We start from the raw sequence: 18,957 nt of genomic DNA on the forward strand, positions 1-18,957 counted from the left end.
CCACGTTCTGCGGGTGCGCCCGCGTCGAGGGGCCACGTTCTGCGGGTGCGGCCGCGTCGAGAGGCCACGAACGGGTCAGGCGAGCCCGTCGAAGACGTCACGGCGGATCGGATCGTCGGGGCGCGCAGAGCGGTCGACGAACCACTCGCGGCCGAAGACGAGGTCATAGAGAGGGCGGGGGATCCGCAGGAAGGCAGCCAGGGTGCGGTCGGCGCCGCCGTCGGCACTGGCTTGCGAGGCGTGGGCACGCATCGAGGCACGCTTGGCCGCGATGTGCCGGCGCACGCTGATCCGGTGGGTGATCTCGCTGCGCGCCGAGAAGGCGCGGTCGAAGCTCGACCGGTCGAACTCAGGCGGGAAGCGGTAGACCTTCGCCGCGAGGTCGATGGCGCGGCAGATCGTGTCGCGCGGGACCGTCGCCTCGAGCACCTTCGGGGTGCCTGCGAGCTCGGCGGCGCGCGTGCCGACGACGTGGACCTGCTTGTGGTCCGGGTGTCCGTAGCCGCCGTTGGGCTCGTAGTGGAGCAGGACGTCGACGCGCTCCTCGCGGAGGATCGCGGCGAGGCGCTGGGCCGCCTCCTCGACGTCGGCGCGGACGAAGCGCGTCGCGCCCGGCGGGTCGGGCGCCACCTCGGGGCCGAGGCCGCTGTCGGCGTAGCCGAGGTGCTCGACGCGGGCGACGCCGAGGGCCTGGGCGCTCGCGCGCAGCTCGTCCATCCGGGTGGCGGCGAGCGTCCCGTCTCCGGTGAAGTCGGTGGAGGCCAGGCCGAGCTCGCCGTCCGTCGCGACGACGACGACGACCCGGTGGCCTTCCGCGGCGGCGCGCGCCATCGTCCCCGAGGTCAGCAGGGCCTCGTCGTCGGGGTGCGCGTGGAAGGCGAGGAGCGTGTGCGGCACAGTCACCCATCTTGGCCCATGGCACAGTGTCTTCCGTGAAGGTGGCGCTCCTGTCCGACTGTTACCTGCCCCGACTGGGCGGGATCGAGGTCCAGACGCACGACCTCGCGCAGCACCTGCAGGCGGCCGGCCACGAGGTCGAGGTCTTCACGGCCACCCGCGGCGCGGAGGCTGAGATGCACGGCGCCGTCACGGTCGTCGACGGTGTGCCGGTGCACCGGCTCGCGGCCCGGATGCCGTGGGAGCTGCCGATCAACCCGTTCGCCCCGGCCGAGCTGCGCCGGCGGCTCGTGGCCGGGGGTTTCGACGTGGCCCACGTGCAGACCGGTGTCGTCTCGCCCTTCGCGTGGGACTGCACCCGGGTCACCGTGGGCCTGGGACTGCCGACCGCGATGACGTGGCACTGCATGCTCGCCGGGATGGCGCCGGTCTTCGACGCGGCCCGCTTCGTGCGGCGATGGGCCGCGCGGGGGGTCGCGATGTCGGCCGTGTCCGACGTGGCCGCCGAGCCGCTGCGTCGGCTCGTCGGACCGGAGGCGACGGTGGGAGTGCTGCCGAACGGCATCGACGTGGCGCGCTGGGCCGTCGGTCCCGTCACGCGCGAGCCGGGCCCGCTGCGTCTCGTGACCGCGATGCGCCTCGCAGCCCGCAAGCGTCCCGCGGCGCTCGTCGAGCTCGTCGCGGAGGCCGAGCGGGTGGCCGGTCCGGGCTCGGTGTCGCTGACGGTGCTGGGGGAGGGGCCCGACCGGCGCAAGGTCGAGGCCCTCGTGCGAGACCGTGGGCTCGACTGGGTGTCGCTGCCGGGGCGCGTGTCGCGCGACGAGCTGCGCGAGAGGTATGCCGCCGCGGACGTCTACCTGTCGCCGGCCCGTCTCGAGTCGTTCGGGATCGCAGCCCTCGAGGCGCGGACGGTGGGCCTGCCGGTCATCGGGCGATCCGGTTCCGGGGTGGGCGAGTTCGTCACCGACGGGGTGAACGGCCTCGTCGTGTCGAGTGACTCGGAGATGTCTGGTGCGATCGCCCGACTGGCCGAGGACGTCGGCGAGGTCGACCGCCTGCGACGGTGGAACGTCGCGCACCCGCCCGAGCAGGAGTGGACGCGCGTCGCCGCGCTCGCCGTGTCGGAGTACGAGCGGGCCGTCGGGCTGGTGCGGCGATGAGGACCAACGTGCCGGGCGGCCTTCGCGTCGTCGGGGTCCGGGGCGACGGCACGCGCGTGGCCGAGGCGCGCCTGGGCCACGGCGAGCACCCCGACGTCGTGCTCGGCGCGGCCGGCTGGCTCGTCGAGGACCCGGTCTTCGCGACGGTGGTGGACGACGGGGCGCTCGAGATCGGCTACCGCGTGCGCGAGCTGGACGGCATACGCCCTCGGGCCGAGGCGGTGCGCCGGGACGCAGGGGTCGGCGACGACGAGGTGGGCGAGCCCTACCAGCGGGTCGCGGCGTACGCCGTCGTGACGAGCGGACGCGGCCTGCTGCTGACGCAGTTCAACGCCCAGACCCACGTGTCGGGGGACTGGGGGCTGCCCGGCGGTGGCCTCGACGACGGGGAGTCGCCCGTCGAGGGGGTCCACCGTGAGGTGTGGGAGGAGACGGGGCAGCGCATCGAGCTCGGCGCGCTGCTCACGGTCCAGTCGCAGCACTGGGTGGGGCGCGCGCCGTCGGGTGTGCTCGAGGACTTCCACGCGGTCCGGATCGTCTACGCCGCAACGTGTCCCGAGCCCACGGACATCGTCATCCACGACCTCGGCGGCACGACGTCCGACGCACGATGGGTGCCGTACGACCGGGTCGGCGACTACCGCCTGACGTCCTCGTGGCAGCGGCTGGCCGCCCTGCACGGGCTGGCGGGTGAGCCGGGGTCCTAGCCGGGGAGGGGCCGGCTCGCGCGACGTACGACGCTCCGTAGGATGTCGGCCATGGACCTCGTCTACAACCTCCTCGTCGCCCTCCACCTGCTCGGCATGGCCGCGGTCGTCGGAGGCTGGATCGCCGTCCGCAGCGGCCGCACCGTCATCGCCCCGATCGTCTGGGGCGCCCGCGCACAGCTCGTCACCGGCCTCGCGCTCGTCGGCATCGCCTCGGCGATCAAGGACGACGACCACACGGTCAACAACACGAAGATCGCCGTCAAGCTCGTCATCGCCCTCGTCGTGCTCGTCGCCGCCGAGATCGGCGCCGCCCGCGGCCGCAAGGGCCAGGACACCGGCAACCTGCTCGACATCGCGGGTGGCGCTGCGGTCGCCAACGTGCTCGTCGCCGCCCTCTGGTGACCAGGGCTCCGCACCCGGAGGGTTGCTGAGATGCGTTGGAGCGCAGGCGTTCTCGCTGGTCTGCTCATCGGCCTGGTCTGGCTGACGGTGGGCCTCGTGCTGGTGGTCGTCGGGCGCCGACGCGCCCGCGCGTCCCGGGCCGAGGGCGCCGGCAACATGGCCGTGATCGGCTGGTTCCTGCTCGCCGTCGGTGGCTTGACGTGGTTCGCCACCCTGCTGCTGGCCGTCGTGCCCGGTGGCGCCTGAGCGCCCGCACGGGCTCGCGGCCTCCTAGCCCACGGTGAAACGTGCGCCGAGCGCGATGACCGGTGGCACGTCGTCCGAGGTGAGGAAGTGCGACACCCGGCGCACGACGCCGGTCTCGACGTTCCACGCCATGATCCACGTCCCGCTGGGAGCGTCCGACACGTAGACGAGGTCGCCGTGCACGGTCCAGCCCAACACGGAGCAGCAGTCCGCCGCCCGCGCCTGCTCCTCGCCGAAGACGAGCATGCGGTCGCGGCCGAGGCTGTTCGTCGCGACGATGACCTGTCGAGGCCTCACGGCCTCCACGTCGCTTGGACCGCCTGCGGCGAGTCTGAACGCGGATGCGAACTGCCTTGCGTCGGAGACGGTCTCGCCCGCCGGCGTGATCCTCGGCCAGCCGACGGTTTGCGGGCGCGTGCCCACGTCGGGGGCGTGCTCGTCGAGGACGGTGCGGCCGCCCTCGACCCGGAACTCACGCGCGCCCGGCCGTCGCGGCGGCTCTGGCCCGGCCCGGCTCGGCGCGACGCCGGGCGACCACAGCCCCACGGCCGAGCCGGCCAGCAGGTGGTTGCCCCGCCAGGCCGCCCACTCGAGGGTGCGGGACGGGACGGCCACGGTGTGCACCTGGCGGGTGCCCACGTCGAAGACGACGACCTTGCCGGGCTGGGCGAAGGCGAGCGCCGTCTTGTCGCCCGAGAAGGCCCAGATGCCGAGCGGCGGGTGGATCTGCCCTGAGGCAGTGCGGACGTCCGTCAGCACGACGGTGTCGAGGGTGAGCAGCTCGCCGTCGCCGTAGAGGAGCACGGGCACCCAGCGCCCGGGTGTGCGCCGCTCGAGGTAGACCGCGTCGCCGAAGGCGCCCAGGCCGGTGGGTCGCGGTCCGCTGGCCAGGTGATGCTGCCGCCCGGGGTCGATGACGGCGGGCATCCCCACGTCGAGGACCGGCTGGTCGGCCTCAGCGCCGGCCGTCGGGGCGACGACGTATCTCAGACCGCCGGAGGTGGTGTGCCAGACGGCCTGCTGGAGCAGTGGCACCCGCGTGAGACTGACGGGCGACGGTGCCGAGGCAGCGGTGATGACGGGGTCTCGGCCGGCCAGGGTGGCGCCCCCGATGACGAGCGCGGCCGCGGCGACGGCTGTGGCGGCACGGCGCCGCGTCGTCGTCCGGTGCAGCAGCGCGTCGTGCCAGGCGCGCTCTGCCAGGTCGACCTCGCGGACACCGGCGACCGCGGCCTCCAGGGCCGCGGTGACCTCGTCGTCCGTCAGCGGACGGTGTGCCCCCGACGCGAGAGCCGCGCGCGCCCGACGCTCGGCCCGGCGCACCCTCTCGGGCGAGCATCCGAGGACCTCCGCGGTGTCGTCCACCGACCGGCCCTCGTACCAGCGCAGCACGAGAACGGCCCGTTCGCGCGGCGTGAGGTGACGCAGGGGCGGCGGCAGCTCGCTCGGGATGCGGTCGGCGTGCACGTCGCCCTCGGCCGCGGCCACGGCTGAGTGCTGCACGCGCGTCCGGACGTACGCGTCGGGGTCGCCCTGACGGATGTGGTGCCAGTGCAGGGCGAGGCTCGTGAGGGCCGAGAGGACGAGGCGCTCGGCCCGCTTCGGGTCGCCGCTGACGAGGAAGGTGGCGCGGAGCAGTCGCAGCTGCCGTGCTCGTGCCCAGGCGGCGAAGTCGGCGTCGGTCTCGCGCATACGTCCTCCTCCTCCAAGGATGGACGCACGGCGACTCCCGCGACAGGGGCCGCCCGCTGAGGCGGTGCCTCGAACCGCGGTCAGCCGCCCGCCGCGGGGTGTCAGCGGCGCTCGTGGACCAGCTCGCCCCCGACCCGGGTCTGCAGCACCACGGTGTCACGGATGTCGGCGGGCGAGGACTCCTCGAGCGCCCACAGGTCGCGGTCGACGGCGACGAGGTCGGCGAGCTGGCCCGGCATGAGGCGGCCCACGTCGGTGCGACCGACCGACTCGTGGGCGGCGACCGTGAAGGCGTGCACGGCCTCGGTCAGGGTGACCCGCTCCTCGGGGCGCCAGCCGCCGAGCGGCTGTCCGTCGGCCCGTTGCCTGGTGACGGCGGCGTGCAGGCCGTAGAACGGGTTCGGGTCCTCGACCGGCGCGTCCGATCCGAACGCCACGCGCACCCCGGCGTCGAGGAAGCTGCGCCACGCGTACGACGCGAGCCGCCGCGGGCCGATGATCTCGTCGGCGAGCTCGAGGTCGGCCGTGCAGTGGCTGGGCTGCATCGAGGCCACGACGTCGAGCGCCCGGAAGCGCGGGATGTCGACGGGCAGCACGTGCTGGGCGTGCTCGATGCGCAGGAGCCGCTCCAGCCCTTCGGCCCGCACGGCCTCGAAGGTGCTGAGGACGAGTCGGTTGGCCTCGTCGCCGATGGCGTGCGTGACGACGTCGAGGCCGGCCCGGGCGGCGGTCAACGTGCGCTCCAGCAGCAGCTCGTAGGGCATCGCGGCGATGCCGCAGCCCTCGTGGCCGATGAACGGTTCGGTCATGTGGGCCGTGTGCGATCCGAGTGCGCCGTCGCTGAAGAACTTGACCGGCCCGACGCGGAAGACGTCGTCACCCTGGCCCGAGCGTCGCCCCTCGGCGATCGCGAGCTCGAGGTCGGGGTCGCGCGTGCACTTCGTGACCCGCAGCCGCAGGGCGTCGTCCGCGTGCAGCTCGGCGTAGGCGGCGCGGGCGTCCTCGCCGTCGATGTCGGTGATGCTCGTGAGGCCGACGGAGAGCAGCCAGTCCTGGCACCGCTCGAGCCACGGCCGCAGCGGCGACTCCTCGTGCGGGATGACGGCGAGCAGCTCCTGCGCGGACTCGCGCAGGATCCCGGTGGGCTCGCCCGACGCGTCGCGCACGATCTCGCCGCCGACCGGGTCGGGGGTGTCGCGCGTGATGCCGGCCCGTTGCAGCGCAAGGGAGTTGGCCCAGATCGTGTGGCCGTCGACGCTCGACAGCGCGGCCACGCGGTCGCCCGAGACCGTGTCGAGTGCGTGCCGGTCGGGCTGCTCGGGGACGGCCCAGCGGTTGTGGTTCCAGCGACCGCTGTGCAGCACCTCGCCCTCGGGCAGCGTCTCGGCGTGCGCCCGCACGAGCTCGAGCGTCTCCTCGAGCGACCGGGCCTCGCGCAGGTCGACGGACGACAGGTCGCGCGCGAGCCACTCGGTGTGGATGTGGGCGTCGTGCAGACCGGGCATGACGAGTGCCCCCGGGAGGTCGACCGTGTCGGTGCCCGCACCGGCCGCCTCGACGGCGTCGCCGCCGACCGCGACGACACGGCCGTCCTCGACGAGCAGCGCCGTCGTCCAGGGGACACCGGCGTCGCCGGTCCAGATGCGGTCGTGCCGGAAGAGCGTGCGGCTCATGCGGTGGGCACCAGGATGAGCTTGCCCGTCGTGCGTCGACCCTCGAGGGCCTCGTAGGCCGCAGCCGCTTCGGTCATCGGGTAGCGCCCGCCGATGTCGATCTTCAGCGAGCCGTCGGCCACCGCGCCGAGCACCTCACCGGCCCGCCACTCGTACTCCTCGCGCTCGGCGACGTAGTGCGCCAGCGTCGGACGCGTCAGGAAGAGGGACCCGCCGCTGTTGAGGCGCTGGATGTCGAAGGGGGGCACCTGCCCGCTCGCCCCACCGAAGAGGACCATCGTCCCGCGCGGGCGCAGCGAGGCGAGCGACGCGTCGAAGGTCGACTTCCCGACACCGTCGTAGGCCACGTCGACCCCGCGTTCGGCAGCCGCGCGCACCGCGGCGGCCAGGTCGTCGACGGTCGAGTAGTTGATGAGGTGCTGGGCGCCGAGCGCCTCGGCGATCTCGAGCTTCTCGTCGGATCCTGCCGTCGCGACCACGGTGCCGCCGCGGGCCGTCACCATCTGCACGAGGAGCTGCCCGACCCCACCGGCTGCGGCGTGCACGAGGGCGACGGTGCCGGGCCCGACGGCATACGTGCTCGTGACGAGGTAGTGGGCCGTGAGTCCTTGGAGCATGGTGGCGGCCGCGACCTCGAGGTCGACGCCGTCGGGGACGGGGACGAGGAGGTGGGCGGGCTTGTTGACGAGCGTGGACTCGCTTCCGGACGACTGGCACCAGGCCACCCGGTCACCGACGGCGAGGTCGGTCACGCCCGCGCCGACCGCGGTCACGGTGCCGGCGCCCTCCTCGCCGAGGACGAAGGGGGTGCGCACGGGGTAGACGCCCTCGCGCTTGTAGACGTCGATGAAGTTGACACCCGCGGCGGCCACGTCGACCTGGACCTCGCCGTCGACGGGGTCGGGGATCTCGTGGTCGCGGACCTGCAGGACGCTGCGGTCGCCGGGCTCGGAGACGAAGACGCTGGTCGCTCGGTTCATGCTCGCCACCCTACGACCGCGGCCGCCTCCTCCTCGGGCCGGTGGGCCCCGCGGACCCGGCCTCGCCGATGCGCACGAGCTGGGCCAGCTCGTCCTCGAGTGCCGCGAGGAGCGACTCGGGGTCGGGGACGACGGACTCGTCGGCCATGATCCCGATGCGGACGGCGTCGGCATACGTGACGATGCAGAAGCCGAGCGTGTGCCGCCCCGACCCGGGCACCCAGCCGAGCACGCCCGTCACGGGGACGCCGCCGAGGTAGCGGACCTCCCGCGGGCCGGCGACGTTCGTCGTCACGCCGATCGCCTTGTCCGCGAAGAAGTCCACGACCCGGCGCTCCAGCTCTGCCGGGAAGCGGCCGATGACGGAGATGAGCGCGAAGGTGAGCGCTGCCTCGGGCGACGCCTTGAGCCAGTCCATCCGCGCCTTCGACAGGGCGAGGCGCCCGAGGGGCGTGGCGTCGCGACTCGGGAAGCGCAGGAAGACGAGCGCGAAGCGGTTGCCGAGCTCGCGCGGGAGCGGCTCGTCGAGCGGTCGGACGTTGACCGGCACCATCGTCACGAGGTCGACCGGCTCGCGGCCACGCTCGTCCTGGTAGGTGTGCAGGGCGCCGGCGACGGCGCTCAGCAGCACGTCGTTGAGCGTCGCGCCGACGAGCCGCCCGGCCTGCTTGAGCCCGGGAAGGGGCAGCGGCTCGGTCCACACGAGGCGCTTGCGGTGCCCGGGGACGCCGCCGACGACACTCCTGGGGTTCGTCGTCAGGAGCAGGTCGGAAACGACCTGTCCGGTACGGAGGGTGAGCCCGGCGGCATCCGTCACGGCAGCGCGGGCGCCCTTGGAGCGCAGGCGATCCCAACCCGAGCGCGTGGTCGCCCGGGCGAGCCGGAGACCGGACGCGACGATGCCCTCGCCGGTGCCGCCCTCGCCGCCGGACGGGGCAGCGAGCGGCAGGGTCGCGAGGTCGGTCGTCGCCGGGGGACCGACGAGGTCGCCGGGCCGTCCGTCGGCGTCCTCCGTGAGGCCGAGCAGCACCCGGGTCAGGGCGATGCCGTCGGCGAGCGCGTGGTGGATGCGGAAGACGAGGGCGGCGCCGGCTCCGTGGCCGTCGACGAGGTGGACCTCCCAGAGCGGGCGCGTGCGGTCGAAGGGCCGCGGGAGGTGCTCCTCGACGTAGGCCTGCAGCTCGGCGTCCGCCTCGGCCGCGGTCCCCTCGCCGGAGAGCGTCACCCGCGTCACGTGCCGGGCCAGGTCGAAGTCCGGGTCGTCCTCCCAGCGGTGCCCGGACAGCCCCTGGGGTCGCCTCGCACGCTGGCTGAAGACGGGGTACGGCTCGATGATCCGCTCGCGGACCACGTCGAGCACGCGGTCCCAGTCGGGCACCGACTCGAGGAGGACGACCGAGACGATGACCATGAGGTTGGTCGGCCGGTCCATGTTGAGCCAGAGGACGTCGGCCGACCCCATCCGACGCGGCGGGCGCGGCACCTACGGGCCCGCCAGTCGCGTCAGCGCGTCGCCGTCGAGGCGGAAGGTCGTCCAGTCGTCGAGCGAGCGGGCGCCGTGGGAGCGGTAGAAGTCGATGGAGGGGGTGTTCCAGTCGAGCACCGACCACTCGAGTCGCGTCCAGCCGCGCTCGACGCAGATGGCGGCGAGCCGGGCGAGCAGGGCCGTGCCGAGGCCGTGGCCGCGCTGCTCGGGGTCGACGAAGAGGTCCTCGAGCCAGATCCCGGCCCGGCCGGTCCACGTCGAGAAGCTCCGGAACCAGATCGCCATGGCGACGACCGTGCCCTCCCGCACCCCCACGAGGGCGTATGCCGTGGGGTCGCCCTGCGCGGGAAAGAGGGCCTCGCGGAACTGCTCGGGTGTCGCCGTCGCGGAGTCGGGCTCCTTCTCGTAGGCCGCGAGCCCCTGGACGAGGCGGATGAGGTCGGGGACGTCGTCGGCCGAGGCCTCACGGATCTGGAAGTCGCTCACGCCGCCATCCTCTCCCGACGCGCGTGGCTGTGCGTCGTGGTCGGGCGCTGTGGGTGGTTCGACGTAGGCTTGGTCGATCATGAGCACGCTCTTCGACGACCTCCCCATCCCCGGTTTCGAGCACGGTCAGGGCGCGCCCTCCGGCGGGTCCGGGCGCCCCGGGCGTGGCGCGGACGTCACCGAGCAGGGCGTCCCCACGTGGGCCGAGGCCGCCGCCCGCGGCGGCGTCGAGACCGCCCCCCAGGGGCGTGCCGACCTCGACCCGACGGTGCTGCTCGCGGGCCTCAACCCGCAGCAGCGCGAGGCCGTCGTCCACGAGGGCACGCCGCTGCTCATCGTCGCGGGCGCCGGCTCGGGCAAGACCCGTGTGCTCACCCACCGCATCGCGTGGCTGCTCGGCGAGCGTGGCGCCCAGCCGGGGCAGATCCTCGCCATCACCTTCACCAACAAGGCCGCGGCCGAGATGCGCGAGCGGGTCGCCGCGCTCGTCGGCCCGCGTGCCCGTGCCATGTGGGTCATGACCTTCCACTCGGCCTGCGTGCGCATCCTGCGCCGCGAGGCCGCCAAGGTCGGGATGAAGTCGACCTTCTCGATCTACGACGCCGCCGACAGCCAGCGCCTCATGAGCCTCGTGCTGCGCGACCTCGACCTCGACCCGAAGCGCTACCCGCCGCGCGGCTTCTCGGCGCAGGTCAGCAACCTCAAGAACGACCTCATCGACGAGGAGACCTACGCCTCCCAGGTCACCGAGGGCAACCACTACGAGCGCACCGTCTCCGACGCCTACACCCAGTACCAACGCCGGCTGCGCCAGGCCAACGCCCTCGACTTCGACGACATCATCATGATGACCGTCAACGTGCTCCAGGCCTTCCCCGACGTCGCCGAGTACTACCGCCGCCGCTTCCGTCACGTGCTCGTCGACGAGTACCAGGACACCAATCAGGCGCAGTACCAGCTCATCAAGGAGCTCGTCGGCGAGGTCAAGGGCCCCGAGGGCGCGTATGCGGTGCCGCCCGCCGAGCTGTGCGTCGTCGGCGACTCCGACCAGTCGATCTACGCCTTCCGCGGCGCGACGATCCGCAACATCCTCGAGTTCGAGAACGACTACCCCGACGCCCGCACCATCCTGCTCGAGCAGAACTACCGCTCGACCCAGCGCATCCTGCGGGCCGCCAACTCCGTCATCGCGCGCAACGAGGGGCGCCGCGCCAAGAACCTCTGGACCGACTCCGGCGACGGCGCGATGATCACCGGCTACGTCGGTGACAACGAGCACGACGAGGCCGCCTTCGTGGCCAAGGAGATCGACGACCTCGCCGACCAGGGCGTCAAGCCCGGCGACGTCGCCGTCTTCTACCGCACCAACGCGCAGAGCCGCGCCATCGAGGAGGTGCTCGTGCGGGTCGGCCTGCCCTACAAGGTGGTCGGCGGCACGCGCTTCTACGAGCGACGCGAGGTCAAGGACGCCCTGGCCTACCTCCGGGTCGTCTCCAACCCCACCGACACCGTCAACCTGCGCCGAATCCTCAACACCCCCAAGCGTGGCATCGGTGACCGTGCCGAGGCGTGCGTCGCCGCCCTCGCCGAGCGCGAGCGCATCCCGTTCGTCGCGGCGCTCGGGCGGGCCGAGGACGCGCCGGGCATCGCGACGCGCTCGGTCGCGGCGATCCAGGGCTTCACGGCGCTGCTCGAGAAGCTCCGCACCTCCTACGAGGCCGACGACAGCATCGCGGCCCTGCTCGAGATGACACTCGAGGAGAGCGGCTACCTCGCCGAGCTGCGCGCGAGCCACGACCCACAGGACGAGACCCGCGTCGAGAACCTCGCCGAGCTCGTCGCCGTCGCGCAGGAGTACGACGACCGCCGTGCCACCGAGCTCGAGGAGTCGGGTGGCGAGCTGCAGCCCGGTGTCGAGCCCGAGGACGTCGGTCCCGCAGGCGCGCTCGAGGAGTTCCTCGAGCAGGTCTCGCTCGTCGCCGACGCCGACGAGATCCCCGACGAGCCGGAGGCCAAGGCGCAGGGCGTCGTCACGCTCATGACGCTGCACACCGCCAAGGGCCTCGAGTTCCCCGTCGTCTTCCTCACCGGGATGGAGGACGGCACGTTCCCGCACATGCGCGCGCTCGGCGACCCCAAGGAGCTCGAGGAGGAGCGCCGACTCGCCTACGTCGGCATCACGCGCGCCCGTGAGCGGCTCTACCTCTCGCGCGCGGCCGTCCGGTCCGCCTGGGGTGCGCCGCAGTACAACCCGCCGTCGCGCTTCCTCGACGAGATCCCGGGTGACCTGCTCGACTGGCAGCGCCTGGGCCCGTCGTTCAGCGGGGCGCGCGGCTCCGACCGTCCGGCCGTGGCGACGCTCGCGGCCCGGCCGGGCGTCCGCAGCGCCGGCAAGCGTCCGGTCATCGCGCTCCAGTCGGGCGACCGGGTCAGCCACGACTCCTTCGGCCTCGGCACCGTCGTGCGCGTCGAGGGCGACGGCGACAAGTCGATGGCGCACGTCGACTTCGGCGCCGACACCGGCACGAAGCGCCTGCTCCTGCGCTACGCCCCGCTCGTCAAGCTCTGAACCGCGGTCCGGGGCAGCCGGACCTGTCGTCACAGCCGATGGCGTATGCCGTGTGGCGCAGACCCGGCGTCAGCCGGGCTCCGTTGTGGCACAACGGCATACGGCATACGGCATACGGCGTACGGCATACGGCATGCGGCAGGCGACTGGAGGTCGCGGCCCGGACGGGGCGGCGAACGCGACGAGGCCCGTCCCGGAAGGGGACGGGCCTCGTGTCACTGAAGGGCCTCGGTCAGAGGTACACGCCGTGCTTGGCGAGCCAGGTGCGAGGTGCGACGGCAGAACCGTCGTCGGGGTGGATCTCGAGGTGCACGTGCGGGCCGGTCGAGTTGCCGGTGCTGCCGCTGTAGGCGACGCGCTGGCCGGGGGAGACCTCGTCGCCGACGGAGACCAGCAGGCGGCTGTTGTGGGCCATCCATGAGACGGTGCCGTCCCAGTAGCGGATCTTGACCATGTTGCCGTAGCCCTCGGTGGACCAGCCGGCGAAGACGACGGTGCCGCTCGAGAGGGCCCGGACCGTGCTGCCCGTCGGGCACGCGAGGTCCTGGGCGGGGTGCATCTTGCCCCAGCGGAAGCCGAAGCCGGAGGTGAGGGTGTAGCCGGCGACGGGGGAGACCCAGCGGTGGGCCATCGCGATCGCACGCTCGCGGGCTGCGGCCTTGACCTTGGCGGCGGCGTCGGCCTTCGCCTTCTCCGCGGCGGCCTTGGCGGCCGCGGCCCTGTCTGCAGCGGTCTGGGCGTCCGTGGCGGTCTGCGCGGCAGTGGCCGTGGCACTGACGATGAGCGTCTTGGCGTCGCGGGCCAGGTCACGCGAGGAGCGGGCGCCGGACCGGCTCGCGGCAGCAGCGGCGACGACGTCGGGGTCCGCGGTGAGACCGAGACCTGCGACCGAGTTGGAGACGTTCTTCATGGCAGCCGCTTCGGGGCTCAGCTCGCTCGCACCGGCGTCGCGGATGACGAGGCCACCGGCGACGGTCGAGGAGAGCAGAGCGACGGGGACGACGAACTGTCGACCCCGCGAAGGCTTGGCTGCCGGCCTGTGCCGGCCGGAGTAACTGGTTTTGGGCACGAAAGAGATACCTATCGGTCACAGATTGCGAGCCGCCAGCCTAACGTGACCATTTCGTTATCCAAAATCACGCCACGTTTCTGGACGTCCCGGCGTCGCGGTGGAGGGACGCGACTGCGCATGACACTAGGGCATGCCGGGGCCCCGGTGCGGGATGTACACAGGAGGATCTGCACGAATTCGCAGCCTCTCGTGACAGGGGTCGACCTGGTCAGCGCGCGGGCACCACACGACCCGCGGTGCCACCCCGGCGGGTCGTCGACGTGCTGGTGCGCCGGCTCCCGAGGGAGCTGACCCCGGGGGTGACGGTCGCTCCCGAGGTGTCGAGGTGGGCGAGGGCCGTGGAGATCCCGTGCACGACGCTGCTCGTGATCGGCAGGCTCATGTGGCCGACGCCGTGCAGGGCGATGTTGTGAACCGTGAGGTCGTCGTGGTGCAGGGCGGCGTTGCGCTGGGGCACGACGACCTGGTCGAGGTCGGACCAGTAGACGAGGAACCGGGTCTGGCACTCCTTGACCGGGGCGGCGAGCTCGTCCATGAGGGCGCTACCCGGGCGCAGCTGACGGGTCAGCCCGTTGTTCCACGTGTAGGCGAGGTAGCTGCCCTGGTGCGGGGTGCCGAGGGTGACGAGCGTGTGCACGTGCTGGTCGCCGCCGAGCCGGGTCACGTAGTAGCGCGCGATGAGCCCGCCCATCGAGTGGCCGATGACGTGGATCCGCTCGTAGCCGGTCTCCTCGACGATGCGCTCGACCTCGGCGCCCAGGGCAGCGGCCGCAGCACGGACGTCGCCGGTGAAGATGGAGTAGTTGATCGTCTCGATGCGCCCGAAGCCGCGACGCACGAGGCCGCGCCGCAGGACGGTGAAGATCGAGCGGTTGTCGACCATGCCGTGCACGAGGAGGATCGGCGTCTCGGCGGCCTCGACGTTCTGGATCGCGAGTCCCCGCTGGCTCGGTGGCAGGTGACCGAGACGGTAGCCCTGCCGCCGGTCGCTGGCGCGCGAGCCGAGCAGCCCGAGCGGGTAGAGCCCGAGGTGCAGCCCCATCCACGTCGCCTCGAGAGCCGCGCCCGCGATCCCGGTGGGGGTCAGGAGCGCACCGGCGAGCTCCCCGACGGTCGCCACGAAGCCCCGAGGGCCCGCTGCGCCACCCTTCGGGGTGCCGGCCTGTCGCGGCGTCATCGCCGCCCGTGCTGCCACTGCCACGTCCCGAACGTACCCCGACCGGTGGGCGATGCATCACTATTGCGCGTCGCGTCTCGCGGGGCTGGCTAGAGTGCCCGGCATGAGCGAGTCCCTGGGCGCCGACGCCGTGACCGACGACGAGACCGCGAGCGCGACCGGAGCGGATGCGGCGTCGACCGACGTCATCCGCGTGGTCGTGGCCAAGCCGGGTCTGGACGGGCACGACCGGGGCGCCAAGGTCGTGGCCCGGGCGCTGCGCGACGCCGGCATGGAGGTCATCTACACCGGCCTGCACCAGACCCCCGAGCAGATCGTCGAGGCGGCCATCCAGGAGGACGCCGACGTCGTCGGGCTCTCCGTCCTCTCGGGCGCGCACATGACCCTCTTCGCGCGCGTCGTCGAGCTCCTCGCCGAGCGCGACGCGAGCGACATCGTCGTCTTCGGCGGCGGCATCATCCCCGCGGACGACATCTCCGAGCTCGAGAAGCTCGGGGTGGCCAAGGTGTTCACGCCGGGCGCGACGACGATGGAGATCGTCGGCTGGGTCCGCGACCACGTCCACGCCGCCTGACCAGCCCTGACGAGCCCCGACCAGCCCCCGCCAGGTCACCCTCGCCCGCCCACGTATCGCGCGCTCCACACCTGAGCGCGCGAAACCAGCGCGGAGCGCGGGAGGTTCTGGGCGCGCGGTGCGTACTTCGCGCGCCCAGGCCGCGCCGGACCCGGCTGTCCACACCCTTCGCGCACCGAGCCGCACCGTCCACAGCTGCGCGGCCGGACCGGCGCGCCACCATCCATGGCCGAGATCCTGCTCGGGTGAACCTCGAGCTCATTGCCAGACACGGAGTCTTCAGCGCGCGAGACGCCCTGCGCGCCGGTGTCGACGGGCGGGCGCTGGCCCTGCTGTGCCATCGCTACGTCTGCACGAGGCTGACCCACGGGTGGTATGCCGTGGGCGTCCCCGCGGACGAGCGTGACCGTCACCGGCTCTGTACCATCGCGCTCTCCCGAGCCTATGAAGGAGCGGCCGTGGTCAGTCACTCCTCGGCACTCGTCCTGCTCGGGCTGCCACTGCACGGCGTGGACCTCGGCGTCGTGCACCTGACCCGCGTCCGGCCGCTCGACGCCGAGGCGCCCCAGCCCTGGAGCGGGCAGTCCCGCCGTCGCCCCGGGCTCCTGCTCCACCGCGAGCAGGAGGGAGTCGCTTGGGTCGGCGCGCCATCCACGGGTGGCCACACTCACCCGGCCCCGCTCGCTCCGGTCGGGCACGCCGCCGTCGGCGCCGGACTCGTAGGCGAGCCGACGGCAGCCCTCGTGGCCGCCGACGCCGCTCTCGCTCGAGGGCTGTTGACAGCCGAGTCGTTGCCCGTGGCCATCGCCGACTTCGAGGGCCACCGCGGCGTGGGTCCGGTGCGTGCCGCGCTCCGGTGTGCGGACGGCCGGCACGAGTCCCCGGGCGAGTCGCTGACGGCATACGTCCTGCGCGGGCTCGGCCACGACGTCGAGCCGCAGTTCGAGGTCGTGGCGGAGGGCAGGACCTACCGCGCCGACTTCCGCATCACGGGCACCCGCGTCCTCGTCGAGTTCGACGGCAGGGTGAAGTACGCCTCGGGTGACGGCGCGGTCCTCTTCGACGAGAAGCGTCGTGAGGACGCGCTGCGCCGCTGCGGTTGGGTGGTCGTCCGGCTCACGTGGTCCGAACTCGCCAGACCGGAGATGGTCCACGGCCGCGTGCTCGAGGCCCTCCGCCTGGCCGCTCTCGCCGCTTGAGACCGCACACCGCCGGCGCCGCCACCAGCACGCAGAGCTCGGCCCCGGGCATACGCCCGGATCGCGCGCTCCTGGCGTGAGCGCGCGATCCGGTGAAGGGGCGCGCGAAAGGACCCGCGCACCTGCGTGTCTCGCGCGCTCGTGCGCTGAGCGCGCGAAACGGAGGCCGGGGCGGGGTGGGATGCCGGTGTGATCTTCGTCCGGTCGGGCGCACCCGATGGGGTCGCCACACGTCACAGCCACTAGAGTCCGAGGGACAGCCTGATTCGGTTGCGCCTCGGCGCAGGGCCCGTCCGAGCGCGAGAGCGTGAGCACGTGGGCCCCGGGACGCCGCAGCGACGCGATCGACGACGATTCGAATCGACGACGAGGACGGACCCCACCCGTGGATCTCTTCGAGTACCAAGCCCGCGACATGTTCGAGAAGCACGGGGTGCCCGTGCTGGCCGGCGCCATCGCCACCACCCCTGAGCAGGCCCGAGCGGCCGCTGAGCAGATCGGACCGAAGTCGGGCGGTGTCACCGTCGTCAAGGCGCAGGTGAAGACCGGCGGCCGCGGCAAGGCCGGTGGCGTCAAGGTCACGAAGAGCCCCGACGAGGCGCAGGCCGCTGCCGAGGCCATCCTCGGGATGGACATCAAGGGCCACACCGTGGGCACCGTGATGATCGCCCAGGGCGCCCGCATCGCGGAGGAGTACTACTTCTCGGTGCTGCTCGACCGTGCCAACCGCACCTACCTCGCCATGTGCTCCAAGGAGGGCGGCATGGAGATCGAGCAGCTCGCCGTCGAGCGCCCCGAGGCCCTGGCTCGCGTCGCCGTCGACCCCAACACGGGCATCGACGCCGCGAAGGCGCAGGAGATCGTCGACGCCGCCGGCTTCGACGAGGGCGACAAGGCCGCCATCGCCGACGTCATCCAGAAGCTGTGGACCGTCTACCGCGAGGAGGACGCCACGCTCGTCGAGGTCAACCCCCTCGTCAAGACCGAGGACGGCCAGATCGTCGCCCTCGACGGCAAGGTGACGCTCGACGAGAACGCCGGCTTCCGCCACGCCGACCACGAGGCGCTCGAGGACACCGCCCACGCGGACCCGCTCGAGGCAGCGGCCAAGGAGAAGGACCTCAACTACGTCAAGCTCGACGGCTCCGTGGGCATCATCGGCAACGGCGCGGGGCTCGTCATGAGCACCCTCGACGTCGTCGCCTACGCCGGTGAGGAGTTCGGCGGCCAGAAGCCGGCCAACTTCCTCGACATCGGTGGCGGCGCCAGCGCCGAGGTCATGGCCAACGGCCTGCACATCATCCTCTCGGACCCCCAGGTCAAGAGCGTCTTCGTCAACGTCTTCGGCGGCATCACCTCCTGCGACGCCGTGGCCAACGGCATCGTCGGTGCGCTCGACGCGCTCGGTGACGAGGAGGACCGCCCGCTCGTCGTGCGCCTCGACGGCAACAACGTCGAGGAGGGTCGCCGCATCCTCCAGGAGCGCAACCACCCGCTCGTGACGATCGAGCCGACGATGGACGGCGCCGCGCGCCGCGCCGCAGAGCTCGCCTCCCGGCCCGCCGCCAACTGACCCCCTCGCCACAGAAGAGAGAACGAGCGAACATGGCCATCTTCCTCAACGCCGACTCGAAGGTCATCGTCCAGGGCATGACCGGGTCCGAGGGCATGAAGCACACCCAGCGCATGCTCAAGTCCGGCACCGACATCGTCGGCGGCGTCAACCCCCGCAAGGCCGGCACGACGGTCGACTTCGAGGGCGGCGTCTCCGTCCCCGTCTACGGCACGGTCAAGGAGGCCATCGAGGCCACCGGCGCCAACGTGTCCGTGATCTTCGTGCCCGCGCAGTTCACCAAGGCCGCGGCCGTCGAGGCGATCGAGGCCGAGATCCCCCTCGCCGTCGTCATCACCGAGGGCGTCGCGGTCAAGGACACGGCGGAGTTCTACAACTACGCCAAGGACAAGGGCACGACGCGCATCGTCGGCCCGAACTGCCCCGGCCTCATCACCCCGGGCGTCAGCAACGCCGGCATCATCCCGGCCGACATCTCCGGCACCGGCCGCATCGGCCTCGTCTCGAAGTCGGGCACGCTGACCTACCAGATGATGTACGAGCTGCGTGACTTCGGCTTCAGCTCGGCCGTCGGCATCGGTGGCGACCCGATCATCGGCACGACGCACATCGACTGCCTCGAGGCGTTCCAGAACGACCCCGACACCGACGCGATCGTCATGATCGGCGAGATCGGTGGCGACGCCGAGGAGCGTGCGGCCGCCTACATCAAGGAGCACGTCACGAAGCCGGTCGTCGGCTACGTCGCCGGCTTCACCGCCCCGGAGGGCAAGACGATGGGCCACGCCGGCGCCATCGTCTCGGGCTCCTCGGGCACCGCGCAGGCCAAGAAGGAGGCCCTCGAGGCCGCGGGCGTCAAGGTCGGCAAGACGCCGTCCGAGACGGCCGACCTCATGCGCGAGATCATGAAGGACCTCGCGAAGTAGCCTGCGCCAGCAGCGTTTCCGAGCGGGCGGTCACCTCCGGGTGGCCGCCCGCTCTGCTGTCTCCCGAGGGCGTATGCCGTGTCGCCGGCCCGTCGCCCACGGCGCCCGGGCGCGTGGCCGGCGGGACGGCATACG

The 18,957-nt window shown here is 72.6% G+C and carries 17 protein-coding genes; 9 read left to right on the forward strand and 8 right to left on the reverse strand.

Annotated elements, in window-relative coordinates:
• Positions 1 to 75: 75 nt before the first annotated feature.
• Positions 76 to 897, reverse strand: coding sequence for a PIG-L deacetylase family protein (locus tag ASE25_RS17225; protein ID WP_056778303.1), 822 nt, complete (start codon positions 895 to 897; stop codon positions 76 to 78).
• Between the two features lie 35 nt (positions 898 to 932).
• Between ASE25_RS17225 and ASE25_RS17230 the strand changes: the two genes are divergently transcribed.
• The 4 genes from ASE25_RS17230 to ASE25_RS17245 are packed head-to-tail and all read left to right on the forward strand — an operon-like array spanning position 933 to position 3,415.
• Positions 933 to 2,057: a glycosyltransferase family 4 protein gene (locus tag ASE25_RS17230; protein WP_056826794.1), complete on the forward strand. Its 1,125-nt coding sequence runs from the start codon at positions 933 to 935 to the stop codon at positions 2,055 to 2,057.
• Positions 2,054 to 2,764: an NUDIX hydrolase gene (locus ASE25_RS17235; RefSeq protein WP_056826795.1), complete on the forward strand. Its 711-nt coding sequence runs from the start codon at positions 2,054 to 2,056 to the stop codon at positions 2,762 to 2,764. The genes ASE25_RS17230 and ASE25_RS17235 overlap by 4 nt, the downstream gene beginning before the upstream one ends.
• 51 nt (positions 2,765 to 2,815) lie before the next feature.
• Positions 2,816 to 3,169, forward strand: coding sequence for a hypothetical protein (locus ASE25_RS17240; RefSeq protein ID WP_056778312.1), 354 nt, complete (start codon positions 2,816 to 2,818; stop codon positions 3,167 to 3,169).
• A 30-nt stretch (positions 3,170 to 3,199) separates the two neighbouring features.
• Positions 3,200 to 3,415, forward strand: coding sequence for a hypothetical protein (locus tag ASE25_RS17245; protein WP_056778315.1), 216 nt, complete (start codon positions 3,200 to 3,202; stop codon positions 3,413 to 3,415).
• Between the two features lie 24 nt (positions 3,416 to 3,439).
• Here the strand turns inward: ASE25_RS17245 and ASE25_RS22905 are convergent, their stop codons facing one another.
• The 5 genes from ASE25_RS22905 to ASE25_RS17270 form a co-directional block, all read right to left on the reverse strand.
• Positions 3,440 to 5,107, reverse strand: coding sequence for a sigma factor-like helix-turn-helix DNA-binding protein (locus ASE25_RS22905; RefSeq protein ID WP_056826796.1), 1,668 nt, complete (start codon positions 5,105 to 5,107; stop codon positions 3,440 to 3,442).
• Positions 5,108 to 5,208: 101 nt separating this feature from the next.
• Positions 5,209 to 6,780, reverse strand: a complete 1,572-nt coding sequence (locus tag ASE25_RS17255; RefSeq protein WP_056826797.1) for an amidohydrolase — start codon at positions 6,778 to 6,780, stop codon at positions 5,209 to 5,211.
• Positions 6,777 to 7,760, reverse strand: coding sequence for a quinone oxidoreductase (locus ASE25_RS17260; RefSeq protein WP_056826900.1), 984 nt, complete (start codon positions 7,758 to 7,760; stop codon positions 6,777 to 6,779). Before ASE25_RS17260 ends, ASE25_RS17255 begins: the two co-directional genes overlap by 4 nt.
• Before the next feature lie 10 nt (positions 7,761 to 7,770).
• A complete protein-coding gene (locus tag ASE25_RS17265; RefSeq protein WP_056826798.1) occupies positions 7,771 to 9,222 on the reverse strand; it encodes a wax ester/triacylglycerol synthase family O-acyltransferase in 1,452 nt (483 codons plus the stop codon).
• Between the two features lie 21 nt (positions 9,223 to 9,243).
• On the reverse strand, positions 9,244 to 9,732 hold the full coding sequence (locus tag ASE25_RS17270; protein ID WP_056778695.1) for a GNAT family N-acetyltransferase: 489 nt from the start codon (positions 9,730 to 9,732) through the stop codon (positions 9,244 to 9,246).
• A gap of 79 nt (positions 9,733 to 9,811) precedes the next feature.
• Here ASE25_RS17270 and pcrA point away from each other — a divergent pair, with 79 nt between their 5' ends.
• Positions 9,812 to 12,301: a DNA helicase PcrA gene (pcrA, locus tag ASE25_RS17275; RefSeq protein WP_056778326.1), complete on the forward strand. Its 2,490-nt coding sequence runs from the start codon at positions 9,812 to 9,814 to the stop codon at positions 12,299 to 12,301.
• Between the two features lie 232 nt (positions 12,302 to 12,533).
• On the opposite strand, the gene ASE25_RS17280 is transcribed toward pcrA, so the two are convergent.
• Positions 12,534 to 13,370: a M23 family metallopeptidase gene (locus tag ASE25_RS17280; protein ID WP_056826799.1), complete on the reverse strand. Its 837-nt coding sequence runs from the start codon at positions 13,368 to 13,370 to the stop codon at positions 12,534 to 12,536.
• A gap of 211 nt (positions 13,371 to 13,581) precedes the next feature.
• Positions 13,582 to 14,574 carry an alpha/beta fold hydrolase gene (locus ASE25_RS17285; protein ID WP_235508728.1) on the reverse strand — a complete coding sequence of 331 codons (993 nt, stop codon included), beginning with the start codon at positions 14,572 to 14,574 and terminating at the stop codon, positions 13,582 to 13,584.
• A gap of 79 nt (positions 14,575 to 14,653) precedes the next feature.
• Between ASE25_RS17285 and ASE25_RS17290 the strand changes: the two genes are divergently transcribed.
• From ASE25_RS17290 to sucD, 4 genes are all read left to right on the forward strand, one after another.
• Positions 14,654 to 15,124, forward strand: coding sequence for a cobalamin B12-binding domain-containing protein (locus tag ASE25_RS17290; protein WP_235508729.1), 471 nt, complete (start codon positions 14,654 to 14,656; stop codon positions 15,122 to 15,124).
• 458 nt (positions 15,125 to 15,582) lie between these two features.
• Positions 15,583 to 16,323 (forward strand): DUF559 domain-containing protein, encoded by a 741-nt coding sequence (locus ASE25_RS17295; protein WP_235508730.1) that lies wholly within the window; start codon positions 15,583 to 15,585, stop codon positions 16,321 to 16,323.
• Positions 16,324 to 16,708: 385 nt separating this feature from the next.
• The gene (sucC, locus tag ASE25_RS17300) at positions 16,709 to 17,896 is read left to right on the forward strand and encodes an ADP-forming succinate--CoA ligase subunit beta (RefSeq protein ID WP_056826801.1); all 1,188 of its coding nucleotides are present in this window, start codon (positions 16,709 to 16,711) and stop codon (positions 17,894 to 17,896) included.
• Positions 17,897 to 17,928: 32 nt separating this feature from the next.
• Complete coding sequence (gene sucD, locus ASE25_RS17305) at positions 17,929 to 18,822, forward strand: succinate--CoA ligase subunit alpha (RefSeq protein WP_056778339.1); 894 nt, start codon at positions 17,929 to 17,931, stop codon at positions 18,820 to 18,822.
• The last annotated feature ends 135 nt before the right edge of the window (positions 18,823 to 18,957 follow it).

Source organism: Terrabacter sp. Root85 (genome assembly GCF_001429185.1).
Lineage (GTDB): Bacteria > Actinomycetota > Actinomycetes > Actinomycetales > Dermatophilaceae > Terrabacter.

What these genes read in the sequence shown, in the direction of transcription:
- ASE25_RS17245 (WP_056778315.1), top strand. Translation starts at nt 3,200, where the DNA reads ATGCGTTGGAGCGCAGGCGTTCTCGCTGGTCTGCTCATCGGCCTGGTC.
- ASE25_RS17260 (WP_056826900.1), bottom strand. Translation starts at nt 7,760, where the DNA reads ATGAACCGAGCGACCAGCGTCTTCGTCTCCGAGCCCGGCGACCGCAGC.
- ASE25_RS17265 (WP_056826798.1), bottom strand. Translation starts at nt 9,222, where the DNA reads ATGGGGTCGGCCGACGTCCTCTGGCTCAACATGGACCGGCCGACCAAC.
- ASE25_RS17235 (WP_056826795.1), top strand. Translation starts at nt 2,054, where the DNA reads ATGAGGACCAACGTGCCGGGCGGCCTTCGCGTCGTCGGGGTCCGGGGC.
- ASE25_RS17290 (WP_235508729.1), top strand. Translation starts at nt 14,654, where the DNA reads ATGAGCGAGTCCCTGGGCGCCGACGCCGTGACCGACGACGAGACCGCG.
- ASE25_RS17240 (WP_056778312.1), top strand. Translation starts at nt 2,816, where the DNA reads ATGGACCTCGTCTACAACCTCCTCGTCGCCCTCCACCTGCTCGGCATG.
- ASE25_RS17255 (WP_056826797.1), bottom strand. Translation starts at nt 6,780, where the DNA reads ATGAGCCGCACGCTCTTCCGGCACGACCGCATCTGGACCGGCGACGCC.
- ASE25_RS22905 (WP_056826796.1), bottom strand. Translation starts at nt 5,107, where the DNA reads ATGCGCGAGACCGACGCCGACTTCGCCGCCTGGGCACGAGCACGGCAG.
- pcrA (WP_056778326.1), top strand. Translation starts at nt 9,812, where the DNA reads ATGAGCACGCTCTTCGACGACCTCCCCATCCCCGGTTTCGAGCACGGT.
- sucD (WP_056778339.1), top strand. Translation starts at nt 17,929, where the DNA reads ATGGCCATCTTCCTCAACGCCGACTCGAAGGTCATCGTCCAGGGCATG.